The sequence below is a fragment of the Streptomyces brasiliensis genome (assembly GCF_014647875.1).
Lineage (GTDB): Bacteria > Actinomycetota > Actinomycetes > Streptomycetales > Streptomycetaceae > Streptomyces > Streptomyces brasiliensis.
The window spans coordinates 38,540-62,208 of the sequence record NZ_BMQA01000029.1 but is presented as its reverse complement, the minus strand read 5'-3'; the positions used below and the strand labels follow the sequence as shown (position 1 = coordinate 62,208).

The 23,669-nt window shown below is 70.5% G+C and carries 20 protein-coding genes and 1 pseudogene; 13 read left to right on the top strand and 8 right to left on the bottom strand.

What is annotated here, in order from left to right; all coding sequences use genetic code 11:
* Window positions 1-205: 205 nt before the first annotated feature.
* Complete coding sequence (locus tag IEZ19_RS31995; protein ID WP_189314798.1) at window positions 206-3,214, bottom strand: glycosyl hydrolase; 3,009 nt, start codon at window positions 3,212-3,214, stop codon at window positions 206-208.
* Between the two features lie 1,062 nt (window positions 3,215-4,276).
* Between IEZ19_RS31995 and IEZ19_RS31990 the strand changes: the two genes are divergently transcribed.
* Window positions 4,277-4,606, top strand: coding sequence for a hypothetical protein (locus IEZ19_RS31990; protein ID WP_189314827.1), 330 nt, complete (start codon window positions 4,277-4,279; stop codon window positions 4,604-4,606).
* Window positions 4,607-4,793: 187 nt separating this feature from the next.
* Here the strand turns inward: IEZ19_RS31990 and IEZ19_RS31985 are convergent, their stop codons facing one another.
* From IEZ19_RS31985 to IEZ19_RS31975, 3 genes are all read right to left on the bottom strand, one after another.
* Complete coding sequence (locus tag IEZ19_RS31985) at window positions 4,794-5,642, bottom strand: sulfurtransferase (RefSeq protein WP_189314797.1); 849 nt, start codon at window positions 5,640-5,642, stop codon at window positions 4,794-4,796.
* Between the two features lie 425 nt (window positions 5,643-6,067).
* Window positions 6,068-6,787, bottom strand: coding sequence for an alpha/beta hydrolase (locus IEZ19_RS31980; protein ID WP_189314796.1), 720 nt, complete (start codon window positions 6,785-6,787; stop codon window positions 6,068-6,070).
* Between the two features lie 417 nt (window positions 6,788-7,204).
* Window positions 7,205-8,134 (bottom strand): NmrA family NAD(P)-binding protein, encoded by a 930-nt coding sequence (locus tag IEZ19_RS31975; RefSeq protein WP_189314795.1) that lies wholly within the window; start codon window positions 8,132-8,134, stop codon window positions 7,205-7,207.
* Window positions 8,135-9,157: 1,023 nt separating this feature from the next.
* Between IEZ19_RS31975 and IEZ19_RS31970 the strand changes: the two are divergent.
* Window positions 9,158-9,391 (top strand): annotated as a pseudogene (locus tag IEZ19_RS31970) (MmyB family transcriptional regulator); the annotation flags it as partial.
* 182 nt (window positions 9,392-9,573) lie between these two features.
* Here the strand turns inward: IEZ19_RS31970 and IEZ19_RS31965 are convergent.
* Together IEZ19_RS31965 and IEZ19_RS31960 are read right to left on the bottom strand one after the other, a co-directional pair.
* Complete coding sequence (locus IEZ19_RS31965) at window positions 9,574-10,065, bottom strand: SRPBCC family protein (RefSeq protein ID WP_229841102.1); 492 nt, start codon at window positions 10,063-10,065, stop codon at window positions 9,574-9,576.
* A gap of 91 nt (window positions 10,066-10,156) precedes the next feature.
* Complete coding sequence (locus IEZ19_RS31960) at window positions 10,157-10,663, bottom strand: cupin domain-containing protein (protein ID WP_189314794.1); 507 nt, start codon at window positions 10,661-10,663, stop codon at window positions 10,157-10,159.
* A 140-nt stretch (window positions 10,664-10,803) separates the two neighbouring features.
* On the opposite strand from IEZ19_RS31960, the gene IEZ19_RS31955 reads away from it, so the two are divergent.
* The 11 genes from IEZ19_RS31955 (at window position 10,804) to ssuE (ending at window position 21,793) form a co-directional block, all read left to right on the top strand.
* Window positions 10,804-11,238, top strand: a complete 435-nt coding sequence (locus IEZ19_RS31955; protein WP_189314793.1) for an RrF2 family transcriptional regulator — start codon at window positions 10,804-10,806, stop codon at window positions 11,236-11,238.
* Window positions 11,235-12,152: a DsbA family oxidoreductase gene (locus tag IEZ19_RS31950; RefSeq protein ID WP_189314792.1), complete on the top strand. Its 918-nt coding sequence runs from the start codon at window positions 11,235-11,237 to the stop codon at window positions 12,150-12,152. Before IEZ19_RS31955 ends, IEZ19_RS31950 begins: the two co-directional genes overlap by 4 nt.
* Before the next feature lie 473 nt (window positions 12,153-12,625).
* The gene (locus IEZ19_RS31945) at window positions 12,626-14,200 is read left to right on the top strand and encodes an ABC transporter substrate-binding protein (RefSeq protein ID WP_189314791.1); all 1,575 of its coding nucleotides are present in this window, start codon (window positions 12,626-12,628) and stop codon (window positions 14,198-14,200) included.
* 29 nt (window positions 14,201-14,229) lie between these two features.
* Window positions 14,230-15,258, top strand: a complete 1,029-nt coding sequence (locus tag IEZ19_RS31940; RefSeq protein WP_189314790.1) for an ABC transporter permease — start codon at window positions 14,230-14,232, stop codon at window positions 15,256-15,258.
* A gap of 3 nt (window positions 15,259-15,261) precedes the next feature.
* Complete coding sequence (locus tag IEZ19_RS31935) at window positions 15,262-16,149, top strand: ABC transporter permease (RefSeq protein ID WP_189314789.1); 888 nt, start codon at window positions 15,262-15,264, stop codon at window positions 16,147-16,149.
* The gene (locus IEZ19_RS31930) at window positions 16,149-17,036 is read left to right on the top strand and encodes an ABC transporter ATP-binding protein (protein ID WP_189314788.1); all 888 of its coding nucleotides are present in this window, start codon (window positions 16,149-16,151) and stop codon (window positions 17,034-17,036) included. The genes IEZ19_RS31935 and IEZ19_RS31930 overlap by 1 nt, the downstream gene beginning before the upstream one ends.
* Window positions 17,037-17,044: 8 nt before the next feature.
* The gene (locus IEZ19_RS31925; protein ID WP_189314820.1) at window positions 17,045-17,905 is read left to right on the top strand and encodes an ABC transporter ATP-binding protein; all 861 of its coding nucleotides are present in this window, start codon (window positions 17,045-17,047) and stop codon (window positions 17,903-17,905) included.
* 22 nt (window positions 17,906-17,927) lie between these two features.
* The gene (locus IEZ19_RS31920) at window positions 17,928-19,268 is read left to right on the top strand and encodes an LLM class flavin-dependent oxidoreductase (protein WP_189314787.1); all 1,341 of its coding nucleotides are present in this window, start codon (window positions 17,928-17,930) and stop codon (window positions 19,266-19,268) included.
* A 77-nt stretch (window positions 19,269-19,345) separates the two neighbouring features.
* Window positions 19,346-20,386, top strand: a complete 1,041-nt coding sequence (locus tag IEZ19_RS31915) for an LLM class flavin-dependent oxidoreductase (protein ID WP_189314786.1) — start codon at window positions 19,346-19,348, stop codon at window positions 20,384-20,386.
* 6 nt (window positions 20,387-20,392) lie between these two features.
* A complete protein-coding gene (locus IEZ19_RS31910; RefSeq protein ID WP_189314785.1) occupies window positions 20,393-21,160 on the top strand; it encodes an alpha/beta hydrolase in 768 nt (255 codons plus the stop codon).
* Window positions 21,161-21,235: 75 nt separating this feature from the next.
* On the top strand, window positions 21,236-21,793 hold the full coding sequence (ssuE, locus tag IEZ19_RS31905; RefSeq protein ID WP_189314784.1) for an NADPH-dependent FMN reductase: 558 nt from the start codon (window positions 21,236-21,238) through the stop codon (window positions 21,791-21,793).
* A 328-nt stretch (window positions 21,794-22,121) separates the two neighbouring features.
* On the opposite strand, the gene IEZ19_RS53145 is transcribed toward ssuE, so the two are convergent.
* Together IEZ19_RS53145 and IEZ19_RS31890 are read right to left on the bottom strand one after the other, a co-directional pair.
* Window positions 22,122-22,271, bottom strand: a complete 150-nt coding sequence (locus IEZ19_RS53145; protein ID WP_189314783.1) for a hypothetical protein — start codon at window positions 22,269-22,271, stop codon at window positions 22,122-22,124.
* Between the two features lie 104 nt (window positions 22,272-22,375).
* Window positions 22,376-23,665, bottom strand: coding sequence for an FAD-dependent oxidoreductase (locus tag IEZ19_RS31890; RefSeq protein WP_189314782.1), 1,290 nt, complete (start codon window positions 23,663-23,665; stop codon window positions 22,376-22,378).
* Window positions 23,666-23,669: the final 4 nt, after the last annotated feature.

Here is a 23,669-nt window from a genome sequence, read left to right as displayed (position 1 = left end):
CGAATGCGGCTCAGGCGGGTCCGGTGGAGCGCTGACGGGGGTGAGGGCGTGACGGGAAGGTGCGGCGGGGTCGCACCGTGAGGGAAGGACGGGGGCGCACCGTGGGGGAAGGACGGGGGCGCACCGTGGGGGAAGGACGGGGTTGAAACGTTCAAGTCCGGGTCGGCACCGGCGCCTGTTCGCACACGGTGCCGACCCGTCCTCGTCAGCCCACGGTCGCCTGCACGTACGGCAGCAGGCGGACAGGTCCGACAAGGCCGTAGGCCTGGCGGGCGACGCCGCCGAACACGGCGGGCTGGGCGACCCTGAGCCGGTTGATGAGCGGTGTCGCCACCTCGACCTCGATGGTGTTGTCACCGCGCCGCAGCAGGGCGCCGACGTCGACAACGGGGTGCAGGCGGTCGGCCGGTGCCAGCCGTGTGCCGTTGACGGTCACCCGGAACGTGTCGCTGACCTGCCCGAGGTCCAGCAACGCGCCGTGGGACTCATCCCAGTCGGCCGGCAGAGCGACCGTGGTCCGGTACCGGCCGATTCCGGCGGAGTCGGCGAGCTCCGCGGTCTGTGACCAGGGGACGAGGGTGTCGAGCGTCAGGGATCGGCTGACCGTCTCCGTCCGGGTCGCCTCGGATCCGGGGTACCAGTCCTCGACCTCCACCTGCCAGCGGGTCGGGGTGATCGCCTCGGGCACGGCCGGGACGACCGTGGAGACGGTACGCCCGCTCGACAGGCGCGTCGTGACCGTACCCGCGGCGCTCGCGCGCACGGTCAGTCCCCCTCGGGTGAACAGCACGGCGTCCGCGTCCGTGGCGACGGCGTACGGGCGGTCGCCATTGCGGTCGCCGAACAGGCCGGGCCGACCCAGCGCGACGATCATGGTCTGTCCCGGCTGGAGCGCGACGCGCAGGGTGAAGTCGCGGCCGTCCCGGGTGTACCGGGCAAGCCGCACGGCCTCGCCCGTCCACGGGTCGAGCAGGTACGGCACGGTGGCGCCGTCCTGCGTGCGGCGCAGCGTCACCTCGTGGTCGATCGCCGCCACCGGCGGCTTGACGGTCTCGGCGTGCTTGCCGTTGCAGAGGTAGTAGAAGTCCGCCTCCCGGGTGGCCCGGTGGGCGTTGAGGAGCGTCGACGAGGTCGCGTGGCGGACATCGGGCGTCACGCCGAGCCCGGCGAGGGCGTCCCCGATCGCCGTCTTGTCGGTGACCCGGACGACGTTGGGCAGGGCGAGCAGCCGATCGAGGATCTCGCGCAGCCGGTCCGTCTCGCCCGGCGCGGGCACGCCCGGGGTCAGCGCCTGGTCGAAGGCGCCGAGCAGGACGACCGGGAGCCCTGCCCGGGCCAGCTTCAGCACCTTGCCGGCGTCGTCCACGGACAGCGTGGGCGTGGAGCCGTAGAAGAAGTCACCGTCGATGAGCAGTGCCTTGTACGCGGGACCGTCCGGTGCGAGCCGGCCGCCGGACACGATGGCGCCAGGCAGATCGAGCAGTGGGCCGCTGATGAACTGGTGAGTCCAGCCGAGCGGAACACCGGTCGAGGTGAGCCAGGACGCGCCGATTCCGGTGGCGGTGTAGCCGGTCTGCCGGAACACCGCGACGTCCGCCCTGGCCGTACCGGTCTGGAGGACCTGGTGCACGCGGCCGAGGTATCCGGAGACGTCGGTGATGTGCCGCCAGGTGGGCTGCCGGGGTCCCCATGACTCGCCGTAGCCGGGCGCGCCGTTGTACGGGCTGAAGGCCGCGAAGCCGGGCCAGCTCACCTGGGGCGCGGTGGCATAGGAGAATCCGTGCACGACCGTCTGGTTGACGCCCGCCGCGTAGGCACCGCCCATGGTCCGCAGGAAGCGGTCCCAAGTGGTGCTGTACGCCGAGCCGTTGTACGCGCCCGCCTCGCAGGAAAGCACCGTGTGCCCGGCCATGTCGCGGCCGCCGGCCAGGCACCGGAAGTCGTCCAGATTCTTGAAGCCGAGGGACTCGCCCTCGGGGATGTCGAGGATCGCCGCCGAGGCGATGGCGTCGGTCTGCAGGCCGTAGGGCTGCGCCCGCAGGCCCATGCCCAGCGAGTGCGCCCAGTCCCGCAGGGCCCGCAGATGATGGCGGTTGAACAGTCCGGAGACCGTCTCCCAGAAGTCGTGCCTGATCTGCCGGGTCAGTCCGGCCTCGAAGGCGAAGACCTGGTTGCTGTCGTCCAGGACGATCGCCGGCAGATACGGCAGCAGGGGGCGGCCGGTGTGCTCCTCGAAGGCGTCAGGCAGCAAGGGGGTCCAGGTCAGGCCGTCGGTCTCCAGCTCCACGGAGTCCTCGAAGAACACGCCGCCCGCGGCCCTGAGCAGTTGCCGCACGGATGGGGTCAGCAGCTGGTTCTCCCAGTAGCCGGTGACCGCGGCGGTGCCGTCGGCGCTGAAGTGATCGACGACGTAGGCGGCCGGTGCGGAGTGGGGGCCGGACTCGGGCTGCTGTCCCGAGCCGCGCCGCCAGTAGGAGATCAGCACCCAGTCGCCGTCGTCGGGTGCCGTCCACGTCACGGTGCCGTCCGTGACCGTGTCGGTGAGGTCGCGGACGCTGGCGGCGTCGAGCCCGGTCTCCTTGCGCGTGGTGTTCGCCGGTTCGACGCGGGCCGCCTGTACGGCGAGCAGTCGCTGCCGGGTGACGCCGGCGGTGGCTTCGCGGAGGGGCGGCGGGACCGGACCCTGGTAGGTGGCGCCGGCGCTCAACATGGCCCGGCCGTGGACGAGTTCCTGCGCGGCCGCCTCGTCGTCGGGAGTGAGCCCCGGCATGGCCACGGGCCAGCTCGGGCCGAGGGTGATGTCGACGGTGACGCCGCGCCGCACGGCTCGGCGAAGCGCCGCCTCGACGCCGTCGCGCCAGGGTCTGCTCCCCCAGCCGTGATGGGTGACGTCGAGGACCGACTTGTCCTTGATGCTGTGGTGCACGGCAGCTATCTCGACCCCGCCGAAGCCCGCGTCCGCGATCTGGTCGATCTCCCGAGCGATCTCGTCCGGGTCGACCAGGCCGTCCGGCCACCACCACCGGAACTTGGGGCGCACCGAAGCCGAGGGATCGGCGAACCAGTCACCACCCGATCCGCTTCCGTCCGCCGCGGGCAGCGCGACCGCGGCCGGTGCCGCGGTCCACAGGGTCGCCGCGGTGCCGGCCACCAGACCTGCGGCCAGGACCGTACGGCGTGAGATCCCGCCGCGCTGCGAGATGCGTTCATGCATGAGTGCGCCCCAAGAGAAGTATTGAATTGAATCGTTTCAAGCATCCCAAACGCCGAGACGCTAAGCCGCCCGTTCGGACAAGGTCAAGATGTCTGCGACACGTTTTTCGGACAGTCGCGAGTAACGGTGACCGGGCGGAGAAGGGATGCGGGGTGGACCGCGCCTGGGTGTGCAGTGGGTGCGGGTGTGCTCATTTGCAAAGGGCGGTCACAGTCGTCCTGTTGGCCGGCCTGCGAACCCGTCTGCTTGAGACGCCGGAGGATCACCCGCGGGGCACGGCAGCATGAGCCTCGAACCGCTGGTGGTCGCTGACCACCCCTGAGTCTGAGTCGGAGCCGGAGCGAAGAGCCGCCGAACCGATCTCGTTTCCATCCGGATCCTGGTACGTGACGTTGCGAACGCCATTCGAGAAGGTCTCGCAACTCCTCGGCTACAGGCCCCGATCAGCCGTCGCGGCGATGCGCGTGGCGAGGTCGTCGACGATGACGGCGCACAGGGCACGGCCGACGTGTCCAGGGCGCCGCTGCGTAGTAGTTCACCGGGATGTCTGCGAAGAGGTCGACGGCCATGGCGCCACGGCGATCGTTTCCCTTGCCGGCCGGACCGCGGCTCTCGGAGCCGAGGTGATCAGCTGTTGCAACGGCGGTCCCGGTCACACGTGACGGCTCAAGGTCATGGAAGAACCACTCCCTCCCCCTGCCGGCTCAGAATGCCGACCGGCCAGGACACCACGCGTCCGACGCCGGTATCCGGGGGAGGTCCGCCCAAGCCGGTTCGTCCGGAGACCTGGCATGGACCAGCGATGAAAGCCGTAGAACATTTCCTAACAAAACAGCCGATCCCAGGCAATCCAAAAGGGCGCCGCCGTATCCAAAGTAAAGCCGCAGCCTGGGGTGCGCCTCTGGTCGTCTGGTTCCCGTGCAGCGCAGACAGCGGATGTGAGTTCTGTTCATGTGCAAGGGACGACGCCTACGGTCATTCCGCGCCCTTGTCACGGCTGCGGTCGTTCACCTCGTGTCGCTGAGAGTCGCGCGAGACGATGGAAGGAAGGGTGCATCCATCATGCGAGCACAACGCGTGCGGCGCCTCGTCGCGGCGTCCGCGGCCGGCGTTCTAATGGCCGGCGGCGCTGCGATCAGCACAGCAGGCACGGCCGCGGCAGCCCCTGCCGTGCACACTCGTGTGACCAGCATCGGGTGCTTCGACCGCAGCGACTGGCGCTGCTTCGACCACGGTAGGTTCGGTTTCGACCACGGTGGGTTCCGCTTCGACCACGGTGGGTTCCGCTTCGACCACCGCGGATCCTGCTTCAACCACTCCGGATTCTGCTTCGGCCGCCACTTCGATCACCGATTCGACCGCGGGTCCTTCGTGATCATCGTGCTCCGGTAACGGTCGCCGCAGCCACAAGGGGGCGCGCCCCTCACGCGACGCGCCCCCTTCGCGTACGTAGCGTTCGATCCCGGGATCCGCCCGCACGCGGGAAGGTCGCCGCCGTCGAACCGGATGTCAACGAACCGCGACCGCCGGGGGCCGAGGGGGCGTCGGTCCCGCCTCGGCCACCGGATTCGAGGGGGTGTCAGGCGGCGTGGGGCCGGGTGATGGGCACGCCGACCAGGGAGCCGTACTCCGCCCAGGAACCGTCGTAGTTCTTCACCCGGTCGAGCCCGAGGAGTTCATGCAGCACGAACCAGGTGTGCGCGCTGCGCTCGCCGATCCGGCAGTACACGACGGTGTCACGGTCGGGGTCGAGATCCGCGTAGAGAGTGGCGAGTTCCTCGTCGGACTTGAACGTGCCGTCGTCGTTGGCGCTCTTCGACCAGGGCACGTTGAGGGCGGTGGGGATGTGGCCGCGCTGCATGGCGGCCTCCTGTGCCAGATGGGCCGGGGCGCTCAGCGCGCCGGAGAACTCCTCCGGGGAGCGCACGTCGACCAGGTTGCGGGTGCCGATCGACGCCAGCACCTCGTCACGCAGGGCGCGCAGGGAGTCGTCCGCGGGCGCCGCCGTGTAGTGGGTCGCCGGGCGCTCGGATACGTCGGTGACGAGCGGACGGCCGTCCAGCTCCCACTTCTTGCGACCGCCGTCCAGGAGCCGTACGTCCTGGTGGCCGTAGACCTTGAAGTACCAGTAGGCGAACGCGGCGAACCAGTTGTTGTTGCCGCCGTACAGCACGACCGTGTCGCCAGGCGTGATGCCCTTGCGGGACAGCAGCGACTCGAAGCCTGCCGCGTCGACGAAGTCGCGGCGGACGGGGTCCTGGAGGTCGGCACGCCAGTCGATGCGGATGGCGCCGGCGATGTGGGCGACGTCGTAGGCGGCGGTGTCCTCGTCCACCTCCACCACGACGACTGCGGGATCGTCCAGGTGCGCTTCCAACCAGTCGGCGTCGACCAGGACCCGCGTGCGCTTCTCGGTGTCAGAGCTCATGACCCGATTCAACCGGGGATGTTTCCCGTCAGGCAAAATCCTTGCCTTCTAGGCAAGGCGAGCGTCCAGGGCCCTGCCGGGGTGCTCAGCCGGGGGGATGACCCGGTCCCAGGTGCCGACACCCCCAGGACGACAGCGACTTGCACGCGGGTGTACCAGACAGCTGCGATCCCGCGCTCACCGCGAAGGGCCGCCGGCCGCGACGGGGAGCTTGGCCTGCGCGGCCGGGACACCCTTGGCGAAGCATCCGGTGAAGCCGGCTGGAAGCGTCGGTCCAGGTTCCGTGGACGAGCACGATCGTTGGCTTGGCCGGTGCCCCGGCGTGCCGGGTAGTCGGGGGCGGTCGCGGTCTTCGGGGCTGTTCGGTCAAAAAGTCGCAGCCTCGCCGACCGGGTGGGGCTGCGCACTGTGCGTGGAGGGCGCTGTCAGCCGGCGGCCCTGACGGCTTCGCGGATCAGGTCGGCCACGCGCTTGGGGTGGGCGAGCATGACCAGGTGCGAGGAGTCGACCTCGATGGTGGTCATCCCGGCACGCTGGTAACCGAAGCACTCGACATCGGGGTTGATGGTGTGATCCGACGTGGAGACCAGCCCCCAGGCGGGCTTGGTCTTCCACGCCGCTGCCGGGGTGGCCTCCGTGAAGGCCTGGGCCGCCAGCGGGCGCTGGGACACGGCGAGCACCTCGGCCAGCTCGTGCTCGACGTCGGCGGCGAAGATCTCCGGGAACTTGGCGACGTCGACGGAGACGTCGGTGCCGTCCTCGGCGCCCTCGCGCGGGAAGGGCGTGTGGACGAGGGCTTCGGCCAGGTCCGAGTCGGGGGAGCGGCCCTGCAGCTCGCCGAGGCTCTCGCCCTGCTCCAGGGCATAGCCGGCCAGGTAGACCAGGGCCTGGACGTTGTCCTCGACGCCGGCCACGGTGATGACCGCGCGGCCGTAGGAGTGGCCGACGAGGACGACGGGGCCGGGTATCCGGCGGACCACGGAGGCGATGTAGGCGGCGTCGCCGATCAGACTCCGGTTCGGGACGGCCGGGGCCACCACGTCGAGGCCGTCGGCCAGCAGTTCGGGGATGACACGGGCGTAGCTCGATGCGTCGGCGAACGCGCCGTGGACCAGGACGACGGTGGGTGCGGTGGTCTGGGCCATGGAGGAGCTCCTTCAGGGAGCGGACACTGCCGGGGTCAGGTGACTTCGGTCGAGGCCGGGGTCGGTTCGTCAAGTCGTGCGCAGGGCGGTGCGCAGGATCTGGGTCGCCTGGGTGTCGGCGGCTTCGTCGGCGTGGGGCTCGCGCAGGGCGTTGAGGCTCACTGGTTCGTTGCCGTTCTCCAGGCTAAGAATCAGCGGTGGGGGAACTTGTCCGACCGTGCACGGCTTTCCGGCTGCCAGTGCACCGTGTTGCCGGGGAGGTCTGAGAGTCGAGTGCTGCCGCTGCGAACAACCGGTGCAGATGGCACAGCGAGATGCCGTGTTGGTCGGCGATGTCCTGCGGCGAGAGGACCGGCGTGGCGAGTTCGTCCTGACTGCCCTGCCGGTCGACCTTGTCGGCCCGGACGGCAGGCAGCCTCAGCGAGTGAACAGCTCAGGGTTCCTGCGGACGAAGTCGGCTACACCTGAAGCGGGCCGTCCGGTGACCTCTTCCATGCCGTCCGCCTGGCGGTCGTAGCGGTCGGCCGCGTGGAGGCGAGCCATGGTGGAGATGTGCTGGAAGACGTGATCCGGCAGTCCCAGCGCTCGGAGATCGTTGTCGAGCCATTCCTGCAAGGGGACATCGGTGTAGCTGACCGTTCGGCCCAGAGCCGCGGAAATCTCCGCGGCGATGGCAGCGATGTCCTGTGATCGGGGGCCGGTCAGCTCGTAGATCCGGCCGATATGGCGGGCCGGATCGGCCAGGATCTCCTCGACGGCCGCGGCAACGTCACCGGCCGGGATCGGGGAGGTCTTCGCCCGACCGAAGGGCCAACTGATGGTGCCGTCCTGCGAGATCGAGGAAAACGCGACCTGGAAGAGCGGATTCTCCATGAAGACGGTGGGCCTGACCTGGACCACGGGCAGGCCCGACCAACCGAGCACCTGCTCGACCAGCCACTGCTGCCAATGCTGATGCGACTCGGACGTGCTGGTGACGTCCATCTCGGAGACAGTCAGCTGCGACATGTTCACGAACGCACGCAGCTCCCCGTAGGCGCGCGCGACCGCCGCTGTCGTCACGGCGGCCAGCAGATACTCCTCCGACACGGCCATGCCGAAATACATCCGTCCACAGCCGTCCATGGCGTCGGCGACATCACGGGCCCGCGTCAGGTCTCCCACCACGACTTCGGCGCCGGCCGCGCGCAGCGCCTCAGCACGATCGTCGTCCCGACGCACCAGGGCCCGTACCCGAAAGCCCCGCCGCCGAAGGCCTTCGGCAATGGTCCGGCCGACGGCGCCGACCCTGCCCGCAGCACCCGTCACCAGAATGGGGCGCACGCTTGCGTCCGGGGTGTGGTTCATGGGGGCAGCCTGTGGCGCGCACGACCAGCTCGCAACCGGGGTGGTCCGTTCGGTCCCGCGGCGGTGATGCGAACGACACCGGCCGGGGCAGTGGCCGGTGCCCCGGCCGTCATTCCACGTGCCGCCGAGAGTACCGTCCCGACGACACCAGTCACCGTGGCCGCCACGATCGCGAGCCTGGCGCCCGGCACCCGGCCGCGGGCGAACAGCGGTCGAGGGCCTGCTCAGCGCGCGCCTGCCCAACACCCAGCCGCCGACCCGACTCGGACGCACATGCCGGGCGACAGCTGCTGAACCGGGCCTCGGCTCTCCATCTCGAACAACGGCCGCGAGCCGCAGTTCAACCACTACCCGCTGAACGACACCTACCCGACGACCAACTGGGGTCACGGCCTGGTGGAGCTCAATTCCTGACCGCCGAGTAAGGCAGTCACTCCCGTCTCCGGCCCGCGCCGCCGGAGACGGGAGACACCGTGCGGCGATCCGGCTCTCGGCGAATCCCCTGCCCGGTGTGGTGCTGGGCAGTGGTCGAACTTCGCGTCCGGTGTTACCGGCCTCGCCGGCTGCGGACGGTTCGACGGCAAGCGTGGCCGCTCGCGCGTGCAGCCAGGACCAGGCTCTCCAGGGTGCGGCCGAGACCGACGTCCGTCTTCGCCCGGCCGCGTCGAGGGCGCCGAGCCCACGGTCGGGATCGGCGTGCGAGCGGATCCGGCCCGGGAGTTGTGCGGCTTCGCAGCCGGCAGCGCCGCGCGACGATGCCAAGGGCACCCCACCAGATCCGCCACGGCTCGAGCGTCCCCGTGCCCGGGATCGAGCACGTCGGCATCGAAGCACGGGTACGCCGCCGCCCGGTTCCGGTGACGTCATGCGACACCTGCCGTCCTGACGACGCTCAGTTGTTCGTACGACCTGCCCTCGCGCGCGCCGCGGCAGAACCGGCGGGTGGACGAGCAAAGCCGCCCGGACCCCGAGACCACGGCCACGGCCCTGCCCGCTTCCGGAAGCAGGAGGTCCGCGTTCAGGCCGCGCCACGGCCCCGACTTCACGCGCCGCCTGAACCGTCACGTGGTGCCACGACGGGGAGTCCTCCGGCTCAACCACCCTTCCGGGTGCGAGCTTCAGATGCTCCGCGAGACGCTCGAACTCCCCTCGGACGCACAACAACTGGTCGTCTTCCTCCCAGCGGACGAGAAGACGGCACAGGCAGTCGACCGACTCCGCCGCCGCCCCCAGGACCGGCTCCGGGCCATCTCGTAACAGACGCGACTGTCAATCGCCCTGCTCTGCCCCGTACTTGGGTTGACGAAGGGTGACGAGCATCGTCGGCAACTGGCGCGAGATGTGAACGAACTCGTGGTGAGTTGAGCTGCTACGGGAATGCCAACACGGTCGACGGCATCGGGGAACCAGCACGTTTCAACGACCCATCACCATCACCGTCAGGCGGGCCGCGCCAGACGGGTCGTCAGAATACGAGCCCGGGCCCGCTGGACCGCCCCCGCCCGGGAGGCGGCGAAGCGCAGCAGGCCCGGGGGCGTGTGCAGGTGCAGGGTGTCGGTCACGACGCTGCCGGCCGCGTGGCTCTCGATGGCGAAGCGGTAGTTCATGCGGACCCGGCCGGGGCTGCGGACGTCTCCCGAGATCTCGGCGGAGTACGGCAGGCCCTCCCGCACCGCGGCCAGAGTGACGTCGATGACGTTGTCGTGCCGCAGGACGCCCAGGAACCGGAAGCGCTCGACGGCCGTGTAGTGCACGGTCCCGCCGCTGCGGCGCACATCGCGGACCGCGACCACCAACGGCGACAGGCCGACGTAGTGCGACGGTTCGGCCAGGTGCGCGAAGACCTCCTCCGGCGACGCGGCGATCTGGAACGTGTGCTTCAGCTCGGCGGACGGCACCTCGGCCCCCTCTTCGACACGGCGCAGCGGCACGACGATCCTCCCATCGTCGGCACCGACGCGGTGGCCCAGAGCTGTATGGACGTGTTCGAAGGTCCGGCACGGTCCGCGCCCCGTGGGCGATTCAGGCTTCCGCTGTCGGCAGCGCGTACAGGTGGGGCAGGTTGACCACGATCGCCTCCTGCGTGCTGCGGGCGATGACGACCACCGCCTCCTCGGTGGGGTCGGGGTTCTCCTCCCGGTGCGGCACGAACGGGGGGACGAAGATGTAGTCGCCGGGCGCGGTACGCAGACGTACTTCCTCCGCCTGGTCGCCGCTGTCGTCGAGGAAGACGAACTCGGGGTGTCCGCTGACGATGTAGATGGCGGTCTCGGACTCGCCGTGGTGGTGGTCGGAGGAGGAGGTCGCGGGGGCGACATGGGTCTGCCCCATCCACAGTTTCTCCGACCCGACCGTCTTGCCGCTGACCGCGGCGAACCTGCGCATGCCGCCGGTCTGCGCCGTGTCCACGTCGAGGGAGTCGGCGCGGATGTGGTGCAGCCGCGTGCGCAGGGGGGCCGTCGGGTGCCCGGGCGTCTCGTGCAGATGGGGATGGAAGCCTTCACCGGGATTCGTCAGCGGCTCGCTCATGGTGAGGGACGCTAGAGCGGCGGCGAAAAGGATGTCAATAGGTGTCCATTGCGTTTCACCTGCGGCAATGTTCCCGCAATGATTCAGGGCGGCCGGTGGAGGGCCTTGTCCCGGACCCCTCGTCGGGCATGATGGGGCGCATGCATATCTCCGCGAAGGCGGACTACGCCACGCGCGCGCTGCTGGAGCTCGCCCGTGAACCGACCCGCCCGCTCACCTGCGAGGCCATGGCCTCCTCCCAGCAGATCCCCTTCAGGTTCCTGAAATCCGTCGTGGGCGAGCTGCGCAGGGCCGGCCTGGTGCGCAGCCAGCGCGGATGCGAGGGCGGTTACTGGCTCGGTCGTCCCGCCGGCGAGATCACGCTGCTCGACGTGTCGCGCGCCGTTGACGGCGAGTTGATCACATTGCGCGGCGAGGCGCTGGCGGGGCTCGACTACCCCGGTCCCGCGTCGGGCCTGCCGGGGATATGGCGTCGGATCGAGGCGGACGCGGCCGCGGTCCTGGACGGGGTGACCCTGGCGTCCCTGCTGCCCGCGGCCACGGGCGAGCGGCTGAGCCGGAAGGGAGCCGCGTGACGTCCGTACCCGAGCAACCCGTGGTGGAAGTGGTGGAGTACACCGATCCGTTGTGTCCGTGGGCCTGGGGGTCGGAGCCCGTCTTCCGCCGGTTGCGCGCGGCGTCGTCCGGCCAGGTCGTGTGGCGCCGCGTCTTCTGCATTCTCTTCGACGGCAACGACGATCCTCCGCCTGATCCGGCGGCGGAGACCGCCTGGTACGCGCGCTATGTCGAGGAGATCGGCACGCACACCGGGGCCCCTTGGGCGGCGCGTCTGGATCGCGTGGCGGCGAGTTCCTGGCCGTCGTCGCTGGTCGCCAAGGCGGCGGAGCTTCAGGGTGCCGACGTGGCCGAGCGAGTGCTGCGTCGGCTGCGGGAGACGGTCTTCGTGCTGGGTGAACCGGCGGACACACCCGCACTGGCCCTGTCCGCGGTGCGGGGCACGCCGGGTCTGGACCTGAGGCGCTTGTCCGTTGACGCGGCGTCAGCGGAAGTGATGCGGGCGGTGCGTGCCGACCACGCCGAGGCGCGTCGGCCGGTCCGCGAGGTGCTGTCGGTACGCAGCGCGTCGCCGCACCCGGGCGCGGCGAAGGAGACCGCCGGCGGCGACTTCCGGTATGCGTTGCCGACCGTGCTGGTCCGGGGCCCGGCCGGGTACCGGGTGATGCCGGGCTGGCGAAGCTACGACGAGTACGCATCGGCCTTCGGCGCGCTGTGCTCCGGGCCGCTGCCGGACCCGCCCGCCCTGTCCGCGGCACAGGCACTCCAGCACTACCGGAGCCTCACCGACCCGGAGCGAAAGCTCCTTTCGCACGGGGAGTGGCCGCCTCCTGGTGCGGTCCGGATCCAGACCGGGAACGGGCCGTTGTGGCTGCATCCCGCGGAGGCCGCCGTGCACCCGGCGGCAGGTCGCACATCTCCCTCCGCGCCATGACAGGCCTCTGATCTGCGGTCAGACGCCGTCCCGCCCAATGAGACACCAATTAGTGTCCATTGACAGCGGGTGAAGGCCGGCCCCAGGATTGCAGCATGCTCACGACGCACCCCGGTGTGGTGTGCCGCTACGTGGACCTGCGGCGCACCTGCAGCGCTCTCTGTCGCTGAACCACCCGCCGCCCACGGCCTCAGGCGCCTTTCTTCGTCCGCCGGCACCGCCCGCCCGTCGTACCACCGCGCCGTTCCCGCCGTCACGCGCCGCTTCCTTCGCGCATCGCCGCGCTCCCTCGTTCCGCATCCCGGTCCTCCCCCGCTGACCCGCCGACGCCCCGCGCCCTGAGGCCGGCATGCCCGCCGCGTGCTCCAACGCCGCGCGCCTGCATGCCCGTTCGGGCGTGGTCCCGGCGCGGCGGTGGGCCGACCTCCGCTTCCGCGCCCCGACAGGGTCACCGCCTTCGCAGAAAGAATCCGATGTCCGCACGCCTCGCACCACGCCGCCCCGTCATCGACCGTCGACCCGCCCGAGGGGGACGGCAGTTGCGCGCCGCCGCCCTGGGCACCGCCCTGCTGACCGTGCTCGTGCCCGCTCTCAGCGCCTGCGGCGGCGACGCCGCGGCCGGCAGCGGCAACGCCACCCTGAAGTGGACGTCGTCCTACTTCCCCACCCACTGGGACCCGGTAGTCGGCGGAAGCGGCGCCCAGTTCCGCGAACTCGCCCTGGTGTACGCCTCGTTGACGCGCACGGACGAGAACGGCAAGGCGGTGCCCGATCTGGCCAAGAGCTGGGAGTACAACGTCAAGGGCGACCGGATCACCTTCCATCTGCGGCCCGGCCTCAAGTTCAGCGACGGCGAACCGGTCGACGGCGCCGCCGTCAAGGCGGCCATCGATCGGGCCAAGAAGCAGCAGAACTCGGCGCTGTTCGGCGATCTGACCTCGATCAAGTCGGTGGACGCCGAAGGGCTGGACGCGGTCATCCACCTCACACAGGTCGACTACCAGATTCCGCAGCTGCTCGGCGAGCGCGTCCTGCAGATCGCCAGCCCCAAGGCGGCCGCGTCCCCGGCCGAGCTGGACCAGAACCCGGTCGGCGCCGGCCCGTTCATCGTCACGCAGCTCATCCCCGGCACCAAGGTCCTGCTGAAGAAGAACCCCGACTACTGGGACGCGAAGAACATCCACATCGACAACGTCGAGCTGACCTCCGCACCCGACGCCGCCACCGTCGTCAACGGTCTGCAGACGGGCGTGTACAACTTCGCCGACATCGAACCCAATCAGGCCCAGGCCGCTAAGAAGGCGGGGCTCGAGGTCTTCGTGCAGCCCGGCTTCAACGCCTCCAACATCAGCCTCAACATCAACAAGGCGCCGTTCGACGACGACAAGGTCGTCGACGCCGTCCGCTACGCGATCAACCGCAAGGAGTTCGTGGACAAGCTGACCTTCGGCTACGGCGAGGTGACCGACCAGCCCTTCCCGAAGGGGTACGTGGCCTACGACCCGAAGTCCGAGAACGACTACTCCTACGACCCGGCGAAGTCGAGGAAGCTCCTCGCCGAGGCGGGCCACAAGAGTGGCCAGATCAAGCTCGACCTGGTCATTCCCGCCGAGGACCCGCAGGCGGAGATCGTCCAGTCGCAGCTGGCCGCGGTCGGCATCACCGTCACCATCAAGATCGACAAGAACTGGGCCACCCCGTTCTTCGCCAAGGACCTGACCTTCTCCCTGTACGGGACCACCGGCCGTGACTCCGCCGCGCAGACGCTGACCGCTCACTTCGGCCCCAACGGCCCGCTGAACCTCAGTTCCCCCTACGAGCCCTCCGGGTTCGAGGCGGCTATCGCCAGGGTGCGCCAGACCCCGCTGGGCTCCCCCGCGTACCCGCAGGTCCTGCGGGCGGCGACGCGGGCCGGCCTGCGGAGCAAGGCGCTGATCTTCACATACTCCCAGCCCAACCTCATCGCCAAGAGCAAGTCGATCTCCGGCCTGCCCAAGAACCCGGCCCACATCGACTGGACCGGCGTGACCATCTCCGGCACCCGCTGACAACCGTCCACTACAGACAGGGGCAACCCATGACGACGACCGAGGCACAGGCGGCACCTGACCTCCGTCGCGGGGACGTCTTGTCCAGGACGCGGCACACGCTGGGCCGCGTCACGGTCACCGTCGCCCGATCGATCGCCATCTTCGTGCCCGTGTTCCTGCTCGCGACGTTCGTGACGTTCGCGCTGCGGTCGCTGAGCGGGCTCAGCCCGGCGCGTATCCAGCTGGGCGAGGAGGCGACCCCCGACGCCGTCGCCAGAGTCGAAGCGCAGTGGGGCCTCGACCGGCCCTTCCTGGTCCAGTACTGGGACTGGTTCACCGGTGTCCTGCACGGCCGGCTCGGTGGCAGTTGGACCAACGGCGCCGACATCTCCACGCTGATCGGCCTCGGCCTGGGCGTGAGCCTGTCGGTCGCCACGTTCGCGCTGATCATCGGCGTGGTCGTGGGCTTCGTCCTCGGCACGGCGGCGGCCCTGCGCCGCACCACCTGGGTCGACCGTGCGATCACCGGATTCGTGACGGTGATCTCGGTGATGCCGGCGTTCGTGGTCGGCATCGTGCTGGTGACGGTCTTCGCCGTCGGACTGCATCTCTTCCCGTCCGCCGGATACGTCCCGGCGGCGCAGGGGTTCGGCCCGTGGCTGGCCCACATCACGCTGCCGGCCGTCGCGTTGAGCTTCGACGTCGTCGCCGATGTCGCCCGCCAGCTGCGCAGCAGCCTCATCGCGGCCTACCGCGAGAACTACGTGACGGGCGCAGTCGTACGGGGCCTCAGCCCCCGGCGGATCTTCTTCGTCCATGTGCTGCGCAACGGGCTGGGCCCGGCGCTCGCGACGCTCGGCCTGAAGTTTCCCTCCCTCGTCGGCGCCTCCGTCGTCACGGAGTGGATCTTCGGCCTGCAGGGCTTCGGCCGGTTCGCCAACGACTCCGCCCAAGCCGGAGACGTGCCCGCGGTCCAGGGCGTCCTGGTGGTGTCGATCGTGCTGGTCGTCGCCTTCAACCTGATCGTCAACCTGGTGCTGGCGCGTGTGACGCCGGCCTCTCAGCGGGGGGTGTGAACCATGCTGCGCCGCGTCCTCGTCCTCCCTTCCGGCCGGATCGCCGTCGCCATCCTCGCGGTCATCGCGCTGCTGGCCCTCTTCGGTCCGCTGCTGGCTCCGCAGAACCCACTCGCCACCAGCGACAACACCCTTGCGTCGGCGTCCGGTTCGCACTGGCTGGGCACGGACTACCTCGGCCGTGACGTGCTCAGCCGCCTCCTCGACGGCTCGCGCCTCAGCGTCCTCGGCTCGCTCGAGGTCGCCGTCACCGCGCTGGTCGTCGGATCCGTCCCGGGCATCCTGTCGGTCTACCTCGGCCGGGCCTTCGAATGGATCACCCTCCGCCTGGCGGACACTCTGGTGGCGCTGCCGTTCCTGCTGTTCGCCGTCGCCGTGATCGCGCTGCTCGGCAACGGGATCACCCAGGCGATGCTCGTCACCGGCGTACTGGTGGCCCCGCTGTTCTACCGGGTCTCCCGCGCCGCCACGCTGGCGGTGGCCCGCTCGCAGTACGTGGAGGCCGCGCTGCTGTCCGGGGCCTCCATCGGCTGGGTGGTCCGCCGCCATGTGTGGGTCAAGGTGCTTCCGCCGATCGCGGTCGCGCTCGCCCAGACCTTCGGTGTCGGCTTCGTCATCGTGTCGAGCCTGACCTTCCTCGGCATCGGCGTCCAGCCACCGGCCCCCACCTGGGGCGGGCTGCTCGCCTCGGACCTCGGTTATCTCAGCCACCAGCCGTGGGCACCGCTCGCACCCGCGCTGCTGATCATGATCACCGTCTGGGCCGGCAACCTCCTCGCCGACGCCCTCCGCGACGTCTCCGGCGAGGCGGGCCGTGCGCTGGTCAACAGCCGCAAAACCCGCACCGACCGCCCCGACCAGTCCGAACCCGCCCCCACCGGAGGTGCGTGATGGCGACGCTGTCCGACAACCTCGCCCCTGAGGAGACCCTCGATCTCGGACCCGGCGACCCGACCGGGCCGCGCCGGCCCGTGCTGTCGCTCCACGACGTACGGATCAGCGACCAGGCCGGCGGTCGCGAGATCGTCCACGGCGTCAGCTTCACCCTCACACCCGGCCGGGTGGTCGGCATCGTCGGCGAGTCCGGCAGCGGAAAGACCCTCACCTGCCGCGCGGCACTGGGGATCCTGCCGGCTCATTTCGAGGTCACCGGCGGGTCGATCGAAATCCGGGGCACCGACATCGCGGACCTGTCCCCCGCACAGTGGACAGCCCTGCGCGGCACGACGATCAGCGCGGTCTTCCAGGACCCGGCCTCCTATCTCAACCCCTCGCTCCGCGTGGGCGCGCAGATCGCCGAGGTCGTCAGGGTCAAGAAGAAGCTGCCGCGCCGCGCTGCACGCCGACGCGCCGTCGACCTGCTGCGGGCCGTCCACCTGCGGGAGCCGGAGCTGGTCTACGGCCAGTACCCGCACGAACTGTCGGGCGGCATGCTCCAGCGCGTCCTCATCGCGGCGGCGATCGCGGCCGACCCGCACATCCTCATCGCCGACGAAGCCACGACCGCGCTCGACGTCACCGTCCAGGCCGAGATCCTCGACCTGCTCGCCGACCTGCGCGAGCAGGCGGGCCTGGCCCTGGTCGTGGTCTCCCACGATCTCGCCGTCGTCGCCCAGTTGTGCGACGAGGTCCTGGTCATGCAGCAGGGCGAAGTCGTCGAGCAGGGGCCGGCCGAGAGGGTGCTGCACGACCCGCGCCACGACTACACCCGGCTGCTGATCGCCGAACACGAGCAGTACGGCCTGGAGAAGTTCCTCGACCCGAAGGAGGAGACGTGAGCGCCGAGTTGTCTCAGGAGGAACCGTCCGCCGGCGCCCTCACCGGCGGGGGACCCGTCCTCGAGGTGTCCGGACTGGAGGTCCACTACGGCCTGCGCCGCCGACGCCGGCGCGCTCTGCACGGTGTCTCGCTGAGCGTGGCGCCGGGCGAGACCGTCGGCCTCATCGGCGAAACGGGCTCCGGCAAGTCGACGCTCGCGCGGACGGTGCTCGGCCTGGTGCGCGCCTCGGCAGGGTCGATCGTCATCGGCGGGCAGAACGTCACGGCCTACAGCCGGCGGCAGTGGCGCGGCCTGCGCCGCAGCGGTGTGGTCCAGTACGTCTTCCAGGATCCCCTGCGCAGTCTCGACCCGGACCTCACCATCGAGGCCTCCCTGACCGAGCCGCTCCTGATCCGGGGCACGGCGGCCGACGAGGCCGCGGCGCGTGTGCGGGCCTACGTCTCCCGGATGCGCCTGTCCGAAGACCTGCTGGACCGGCTGCCCGGGGAGTTGTCCGGCGGCCAGCGCCAGCGCGTCGCGGTGGCCCGCGCCCTGGTCACCGAGCCCCGACTGGTCATCCTGGACGAGCCGGTCAGCGCTCTGGATTCCGCCAACCGCGTCCAGATCCTGCGGATCCTCAAGGAACTGCGCGCCGACGGCACCGCCCTCGTCTTCATCTCCCACGACCTCGGCTCCGTGGCCGGGATCGCCGACCGCATCGGGGTGCTCTACCAGGGTGAACTCGTCGAGACCGGCGCCGCCCGCGACGTCGTCAACCATCCCGGGCACGCCTACACCCGGCTGCTCGTGAACTCCGCCCCCACCCTGCGGGCGGCCCCCGCCGACCGGGCCGAACGCGAAGCCCTCCGTGCGCTGCTGCACGCCTGACGAACCAGAGAGAGGACCCCACATGTCCCGCACGATCCATCTCGCACTGCACCCGTACGGTGTCGGCGGCCCCGGCCAGCACGGTCTGTGGAAGGACCCGCGCGTCGCGAAGAACGCCAGCATCGACATCAACTACTACATCCGGCAGGCGCAGGCGGCCGAACACGCCCTGTTCGACGCCTTGTTCATCGTCGACAGTCAGTTCATCAACGCCACCTACCCGGCGCACTACCTCAACCGGCTGGAGCCGCTCACCCTGCTGTCGGCGGTCGCCACCCACACCCGGCACATCGGACTGGTCGGCACGGCGAGTTCGACGTACAACTCGCCCTTCAACCTTGCCCGCCGCTTCGCCTCCCTCGACCACATCAGCGGCGGCCGGGCCGGCTGGAACGTCGTGACCAGCTTCGACACCGGAGCCTCCCGCAACTTCGGGCTCGAAGAGCACCTCGACTACACCACCCGCTACGGCCGCGCCCTGGAGTTCGTCGAGGTGGCGCGCGGCCTGTGGGACTCCTACGAGGACGACGCGTTCCCGGCCGACGTCGAGCGGGGCGTCTTCCTCGACCCGGCCAAGCTGCACGAACTGGGCCACGAGGGCGAGCACTTCAAGGTCGTGGGCCCCCTCAACCTCTCGCGGTCCCCGCAGGGCCAGCCGGTGATCTTCCAGGCCGGGGTCTCCGAGGAGGGCCGCGATCTCGCCGCACGGGTCGCCGAGGGCATCTACGCGCCCGGCGGCTCGCTGGAGCAGGCGCAGGAGTACTACGCGGACATCAAGCGGCGCACCGCCTCCTACGGCCGCGCCCCCGAGCACATCAAGATCTTCATCCACGGCGGTCCGGTCGTCGCCGCGACCGACGAGGCCGCCAGGCGCCGCGAGCGGGAGATCTTCGAGGAGGACAACGACTTCGAGCGCAACCTGGCCCTGCTCGGCCGCTCCTTCGGCGCCTACGACTTCAGCGTGCACGACCTCGACGCGCCGTTCCCGGACGTCGCCCATCTCGCGGAGAAGGGTGGCCGCACCGGAGCGACGAAGATCATCACACGGGCCCGGGAGGAGAACCTGACGCTGCGCCAAGTGGCCTGGTCCGTCAGCGAGTTCCGCCGCTCGCCGTTCGTCGGCGCGCCCGAGACCGTCGCGGACACCATCGAGCGGTGGTTCGACGCAGGGACCTTCGACGGCATCAACCTCGCCTTCCGCACCGAGGACGAGCTGAACCTGTTCGTCGACGGCGTCGTCCCGATCCTGCAGAAGCGCGGACTGTTCCGTACCGAGTACGAGGCCGACACCCTGCGCGGCAACCTCGGCCTGCCCGTCCCCGTCAACCGCCACACCGCGGCGGCCGGGCACGTGCACGCCTGACCCTCCGCCCACGAGGAGCCGGGACACCACGGCGCCCGGGCAGCCCTCGGGCGCCCGCTCCAGGAGAGGCAGCCACCATGACCACACAGACGCCGCGCTTCAGGCTCGGCTTCCTCACCCACGTCCAGGGCCGGGACGACGACCCGGCCCGCACCTACCGCAACGCCCAGGAACTCTTCGTCGCCGCCGACGAACTCGGCTTCGACGTCGGCTGGGTCGCCCAGCACCACGTACCGCTCGGCGGTGGCGGCCTCTCCTCGCCATGGACCTTCCTGGCCCACGCCGCGGCCCGCACCACCCGCATCCGGCTCGGCACCGCCATCACCGTCCTCCCGCTGGAGGACCCGGTCCGGCTCGCCGAGGACGTCGCCGCCGTCGACACCCTCAGCGGCGGCCGTGTGGAACTCGGCGTGGGCAGCGGCTCCAGCTCCGCGGAGTACGCCGCGTTCGGCAAGGACGCCGCCCGCAGACGCGAACTCACCAGCGAACACCTGACGTTGCTGCGCAAGGCGCTGGCCAACGAGGAGGTGCGCACACCCGGCTTCCGCATCCAGCCGGCCACCACCGGATTCACCGACCGGATCTGGCAGGGCGTATTCAGTGCCGGCGGCGCCATGTACGCCGCGCGGGGCGGCTCCCATCTGCTGCTCAACCGTGCCGCGTACGGCTACGACGCCCCCACCGACGAGGTGCAGCGCCCCTGGGCGGACGCCTTCCTCGCCGCCTGGGACGAGCCGCACCGCCCCCGGATCGGGTTGTCCCGGTTCGTGTTCCCGGCGAAGGACCGGCGCACCGCGCTGCGGCATATCGGCGACGACGTCCACCGGGCGGCGCTGCGCATGGCCGAGCACGGCGCCTTCCCCAGGGGCCTGGGCCAGGACGAGGCCCTGCGCCGCTTCCACTGCTTCTACGGCCATCCCGACGACGTCGTCGTGGCGCTCCGTCAGGAGCGGGTCCTGCCCGTCGCAACCGACCTCATCGCCCAGTTCAACCCCGCCGTCCCCGACCACGACGCCGCGATCCGCGCCCTCGAGCTCATCGCGACCGAGGTGGCACCCGCCCTGGGCTGGAAGCCCGCCACCGCATCCGGATCCGAACCCCAGCAATCAGAAGTGTGAGCCGAGATGACCCAGTACACCGACTACCACGCCCCCGACGGTCTGCGGACGCGCGGCACCGTCATCGTGGTGCCCGGCCGAGGCGAGACGCAGGCGACGTATGCGCGGCTCGGCAAGCGACTGGCCGCCGACGCCTACCGGGTCCGGGTGATCGACACCCCGGCCGTCGAGGACGGCGACGCGACCACGTCACTGACCGACTTCGGCCACCGACTTGCTCACGCCGTCGAGGACACCGGAGACGACGACGGCGTCGTCGACCCCGTCGTCCTGGTGGCATCCGACTCGGGAGCCGCTGCCGTCGCCGCGCTCCTCGGCCGGGCAGACGCACCCGGCCTTCCGCATGCGGACGCCGTCGTCCTGGCGGGCCTGCCCGGCCCGACCTCCGCCGTCGTCGGTACCTGGGACCAGGAACTCGACATACGTACCTTCTGCCCCGCGCACCGAGGCACGCTCACCCAGGACTCCGGGGTGCGGAGAGGTTCACTCGGTGACCCGCTGCCCGATGCCCTGCTCACAGCCGCCTACGCCGCCGACCTGAGCGTGCCGGTTCTGCTCCTCGTCGGCGACGCCGACCCGCTCGCCGACCACACGGCGCTCACCCGCACCACGAAGTCACTTGTCCGAGCCCGCCTTTCGGTGGTCCGGGACGCCCACCACGACGTCCTCAACGACCTGCAGCACCGGTCGGTGGCCGCCGAAATCGTCACGTTCCTGGAAACCCTGCGCAATGGGTTGAAGCCCTTGATCGCGGTGGAGACAAGCGCATGGTGAACCCCTGAGCCAAGGCGCCGTTCCGCCCGGCCCACCTCACCGCCCCTGACGAAACCCACCCTGGAAGGTCCCTCCATGGCCGCCATCCTGTCCGTCTCCGGAAGCCCCTCCGCCACGTCCCGCACCGCCCGGCTCCTGCGCCATCTCTACGAGCGGCTCCGCCTGCAGGGCCACGACGTGACCGTCCTGGACGTGCGCACCCTGCCGGCCGACGCCCTGCTCCACGCCGACTTGCGACACCCCGCCATCGTCCAGGCCACGGCGCAGTTCGAACAGGCCGACGGCGTAGTGATCGGCACCCCCGTCTACAAGGCAGCCTATTCGGGCCTGTTGAAGGCGCTGCTCGACGTGCTCCCCCAGTACGCGCTGACCGGCAAGACCGTTCTTCCGCTGGCCACCGGCGGGAGTACGGCGCACGTGCTGGCCATCGACTACGCGCTGCGCCCGGTGCTGAGTTCGATGGGCGCGGCGCACATCGTGCCGGGCTGGTTCACTCTCGACAAGGACATCACCGTCGGCGTGGACGCCACGACGACCCTCGCACCGGCCGCCGCCGACGCCCTGGCACAGATCACCGACCGGTTCTCCACGGCGGTCGGCGGCCCGACGACCGTGCTGACGCCGGCCGGTTGAGCACCACGTCCGATCAGCGCGCAGCCCGAAGGATGCTCGAGGAAGCAGGTCGACGATGACTCGTTCCCGCAGTTCCGCGACCGTGACGGCGTAAGTCTCCCGGACCCGGAACCCCGTCCGGGCCGGGGGGGCGAAGATGCCGTGGTCGGTGAGGACGGGGGTGACACAGGCGGTGCCGGTGCGCGTGCACGCGGGGACGAGCTCGGCGGCGCCGTCCCGGGTGAACAGCTTCATCATCACCAGGATCTGCCGCGCTCCGATCGCGAGATCCATCGCGCCGCCCACGGCGGGGACGGCGTCGGGATCACCGGTGTGCCAGTTGGCCAGGTCACCGCGGAGCGGCGGCCCGCATCCGCTCGGCGAGGGTGCCCTGCGGCACCACCTCCAGCTCGACATTGTCCTCACCGGCGGCGTTCGCGTTGCCCCACACCACGTCGCCGACGTCGGCCGGGTCGAGGGCGGGCGCGGTGGCCGGCACGCCGGAGAGGCGGTAGCGGCCAGGCCGTCGGGGCGGACACCGGACAGCCGGCCGTTGAACCCGGCCGAACGGCGTCCGCACCTACGCGCACCGGAAGGCGTCGCTCACCTGGCCGCGCCCCCGGTGAGTTCCGTCCCCTCGCTCTCGACGGACACCGAGGACAGCGGGATCGACGTGAACATCGCGGGTTCCTCGTCGGGGGTGAGCGCGGTCGGGCCGTACACCCAGTCGGTGAAGGAGTAGTCGTAGGTGTCGCGCCCCCGCATGATCGTGTTGCGCTGCAGGCGCGCCTCACCGTCGAGGTGCCACAGGTCGCCCCAGGCGCGGGCCGTCGTCAGTACGCGGCGGCAGTGCTCGACGCGCACAGCCTGGTACGCCGCGAGCGCGGTGTCCCAGTCGCGCTGCGCGGCGGTGTTGCTCAGGTGCCGGGCGAGCACCCACCCGTCCTCGATCGCCATGATCGCGCCCTGCGCCATGTACTGCAGCGGCGGATGCGCGGCGTCACCGAGCAGTGCGATACGGCCGTGCACCCAGGTGTCGATCGGGTCCCGGTCGAGCATCTGCCACCAGCGGTCCCGCCACATCAGCGGGATGCCCTTGCGTACGGTGTCGCAGGTGGCCTCGAAGGCCGCGTCGAGCTCGTCGGGCGTGCCCCAGTCCTCCTGTCCCGCCAGGGCCTTGGGCGACTGGAACACGGCGACCTGATTGAACATCTCGCCGCCGCGCAGCGCGTACTGGACGAAGTGGCAGCGCGGGCCGACGTAGACGGTGACGTCCTTCTCCGCGACGCCGTTCTCCCGCACGTGGTCGATCGGGACAGCCGCCCGGTAGGCGACGTAGTCGGAGCTGACCACGTCGTCGCCCACCAGTTGACGGCGGGCCACCGAATGCAGCCCGTCGGCCGCGACGACCAGCGAGGCCTCCTCCGTCCGCCCGTCCTCGAGGAGGACCCGGGCGCCGCCCTCGATGTTCTCGTAGCCGACGACGGTCTGGTCGGTCAGCAGCTCGACACCGGCGCGTTCGCAGGCACGCAGGAAGATGCCGTGCAGATCGCTGCGGTGGATGACCATGTACGGGAACCCGTAGCGGTGTTCGAGGTCGCGCAGGTCCAGCCGGGTCAGTTCCCGGGAGTCGAGCGCGTCACGCATCACCATGTTCTCCGGGACGACGCCCAGAGTCTTGGCCTCGTCCAGCAGGCCGTGCTCAGCGAGGATGCGGGTGCAGTTGGGCGCGATCTGCAGGCCGGCGCCCACCTCGCCGAACTCCTTGGCCCGTTCGAGGACGCGCACCTGCAGTCCCTGGCGGGCCAGGGCGAAGGCGGAACTGAGGCCGCCGATGCCGCCGCCGACCACGAGGACGTCGGGCCGCCCGGCGGGGCTGGATTCAGGATTCATGATC

Coding starts and splice junctions, on each gene's coding strand:
- IEZ19_RS31910 (WP_189314785.1), top strand. CDS start 20,393: ATGACCCAGTACACCGACTACCACGCCCCCGACGGTCTGCGGACGCGC.
- IEZ19_RS31930 (WP_189314788.1), top strand. CDS start 16,149: ATGGCGACGCTGTCCGACAACCTCGCCCCTGAGGAGACCCTCGATCTC.
- IEZ19_RS31955 (WP_189314793.1), top strand. CDS start 10,804: ATGCATATCTCCGCGAAGGCGGACTACGCCACGCGCGCGCTGCTGGAG.
- IEZ19_RS31945 (WP_189314791.1), top strand. CDS start 12,626: ATGTCCGCACGCCTCGCACCACGCCGCCCCGTCATCGACCGTCGACCC.
- IEZ19_RS31915 (WP_189314786.1), top strand. CDS start 19,346: ATGACCACACAGACGCCGCGCTTCAGGCTCGGCTTCCTCACCCACGTC.
- IEZ19_RS31935 (WP_189314789.1), top strand. CDS start 15,262: ATGCTGCGCCGCGTCCTCGTCCTCCCTTCCGGCCGGATCGCCGTCGCC.
- IEZ19_RS31985 (WP_189314797.1), bottom strand. CDS start 5,642: ATGAGCTCTGACACCGAGAAGCGCACGCGGGTCCTGGTCGACGCCGAC.
- IEZ19_RS31940 (WP_189314790.1), top strand. CDS start 14,230: ATGACGACGACCGAGGCACAGGCGGCACCTGACCTCCGTCGCGGGGAC.
- IEZ19_RS31995 (WP_189314798.1), bottom strand. CDS start 3,214: ATGCATGAACGCATCTCGCAGCGCGGCGGGATCTCACGCCGTACGGTC.
- IEZ19_RS31890 (WP_189314782.1), bottom strand. CDS start 23,665: ATGAATCCTGAATCCAGCCCCGCCGGGCGGCCCGACGTCCTCGTGGTC.
- IEZ19_RS31975 (WP_189314795.1), bottom strand. CDS start 8,134: ATGAACCACACCCCGGACGCAAGCGTGCGCCCCATTCTGGTGACGGGT.
- IEZ19_RS31920 (WP_189314787.1), top strand. CDS start 17,928: ATGTCCCGCACGATCCATCTCGCACTGCACCCGTACGGTGTCGGCGGC.
- IEZ19_RS31990 (WP_189314827.1), top strand. CDS start 4,277: ATGCGAGCACAACGCGTGCGGCGCCTCGTCGCGGCGTCCGCGGCCGGC.
- ssuE (WP_189314784.1), top strand. CDS start 21,236: ATGGCCGCCATCCTGTCCGTCTCCGGAAGCCCCTCCGCCACGTCCCGC.
- IEZ19_RS31980 (WP_189314796.1), bottom strand. CDS start 6,787: ATGGCCCAGACCACCGCACCCACCGTCGTCCTGGTCCACGGCGCGTTC.
- IEZ19_RS31960 (WP_189314794.1), bottom strand. CDS start 10,663: ATGAGCGAGCCGCTGACGAATCCCGGTGAAGGCTTCCATCCCCATCTG.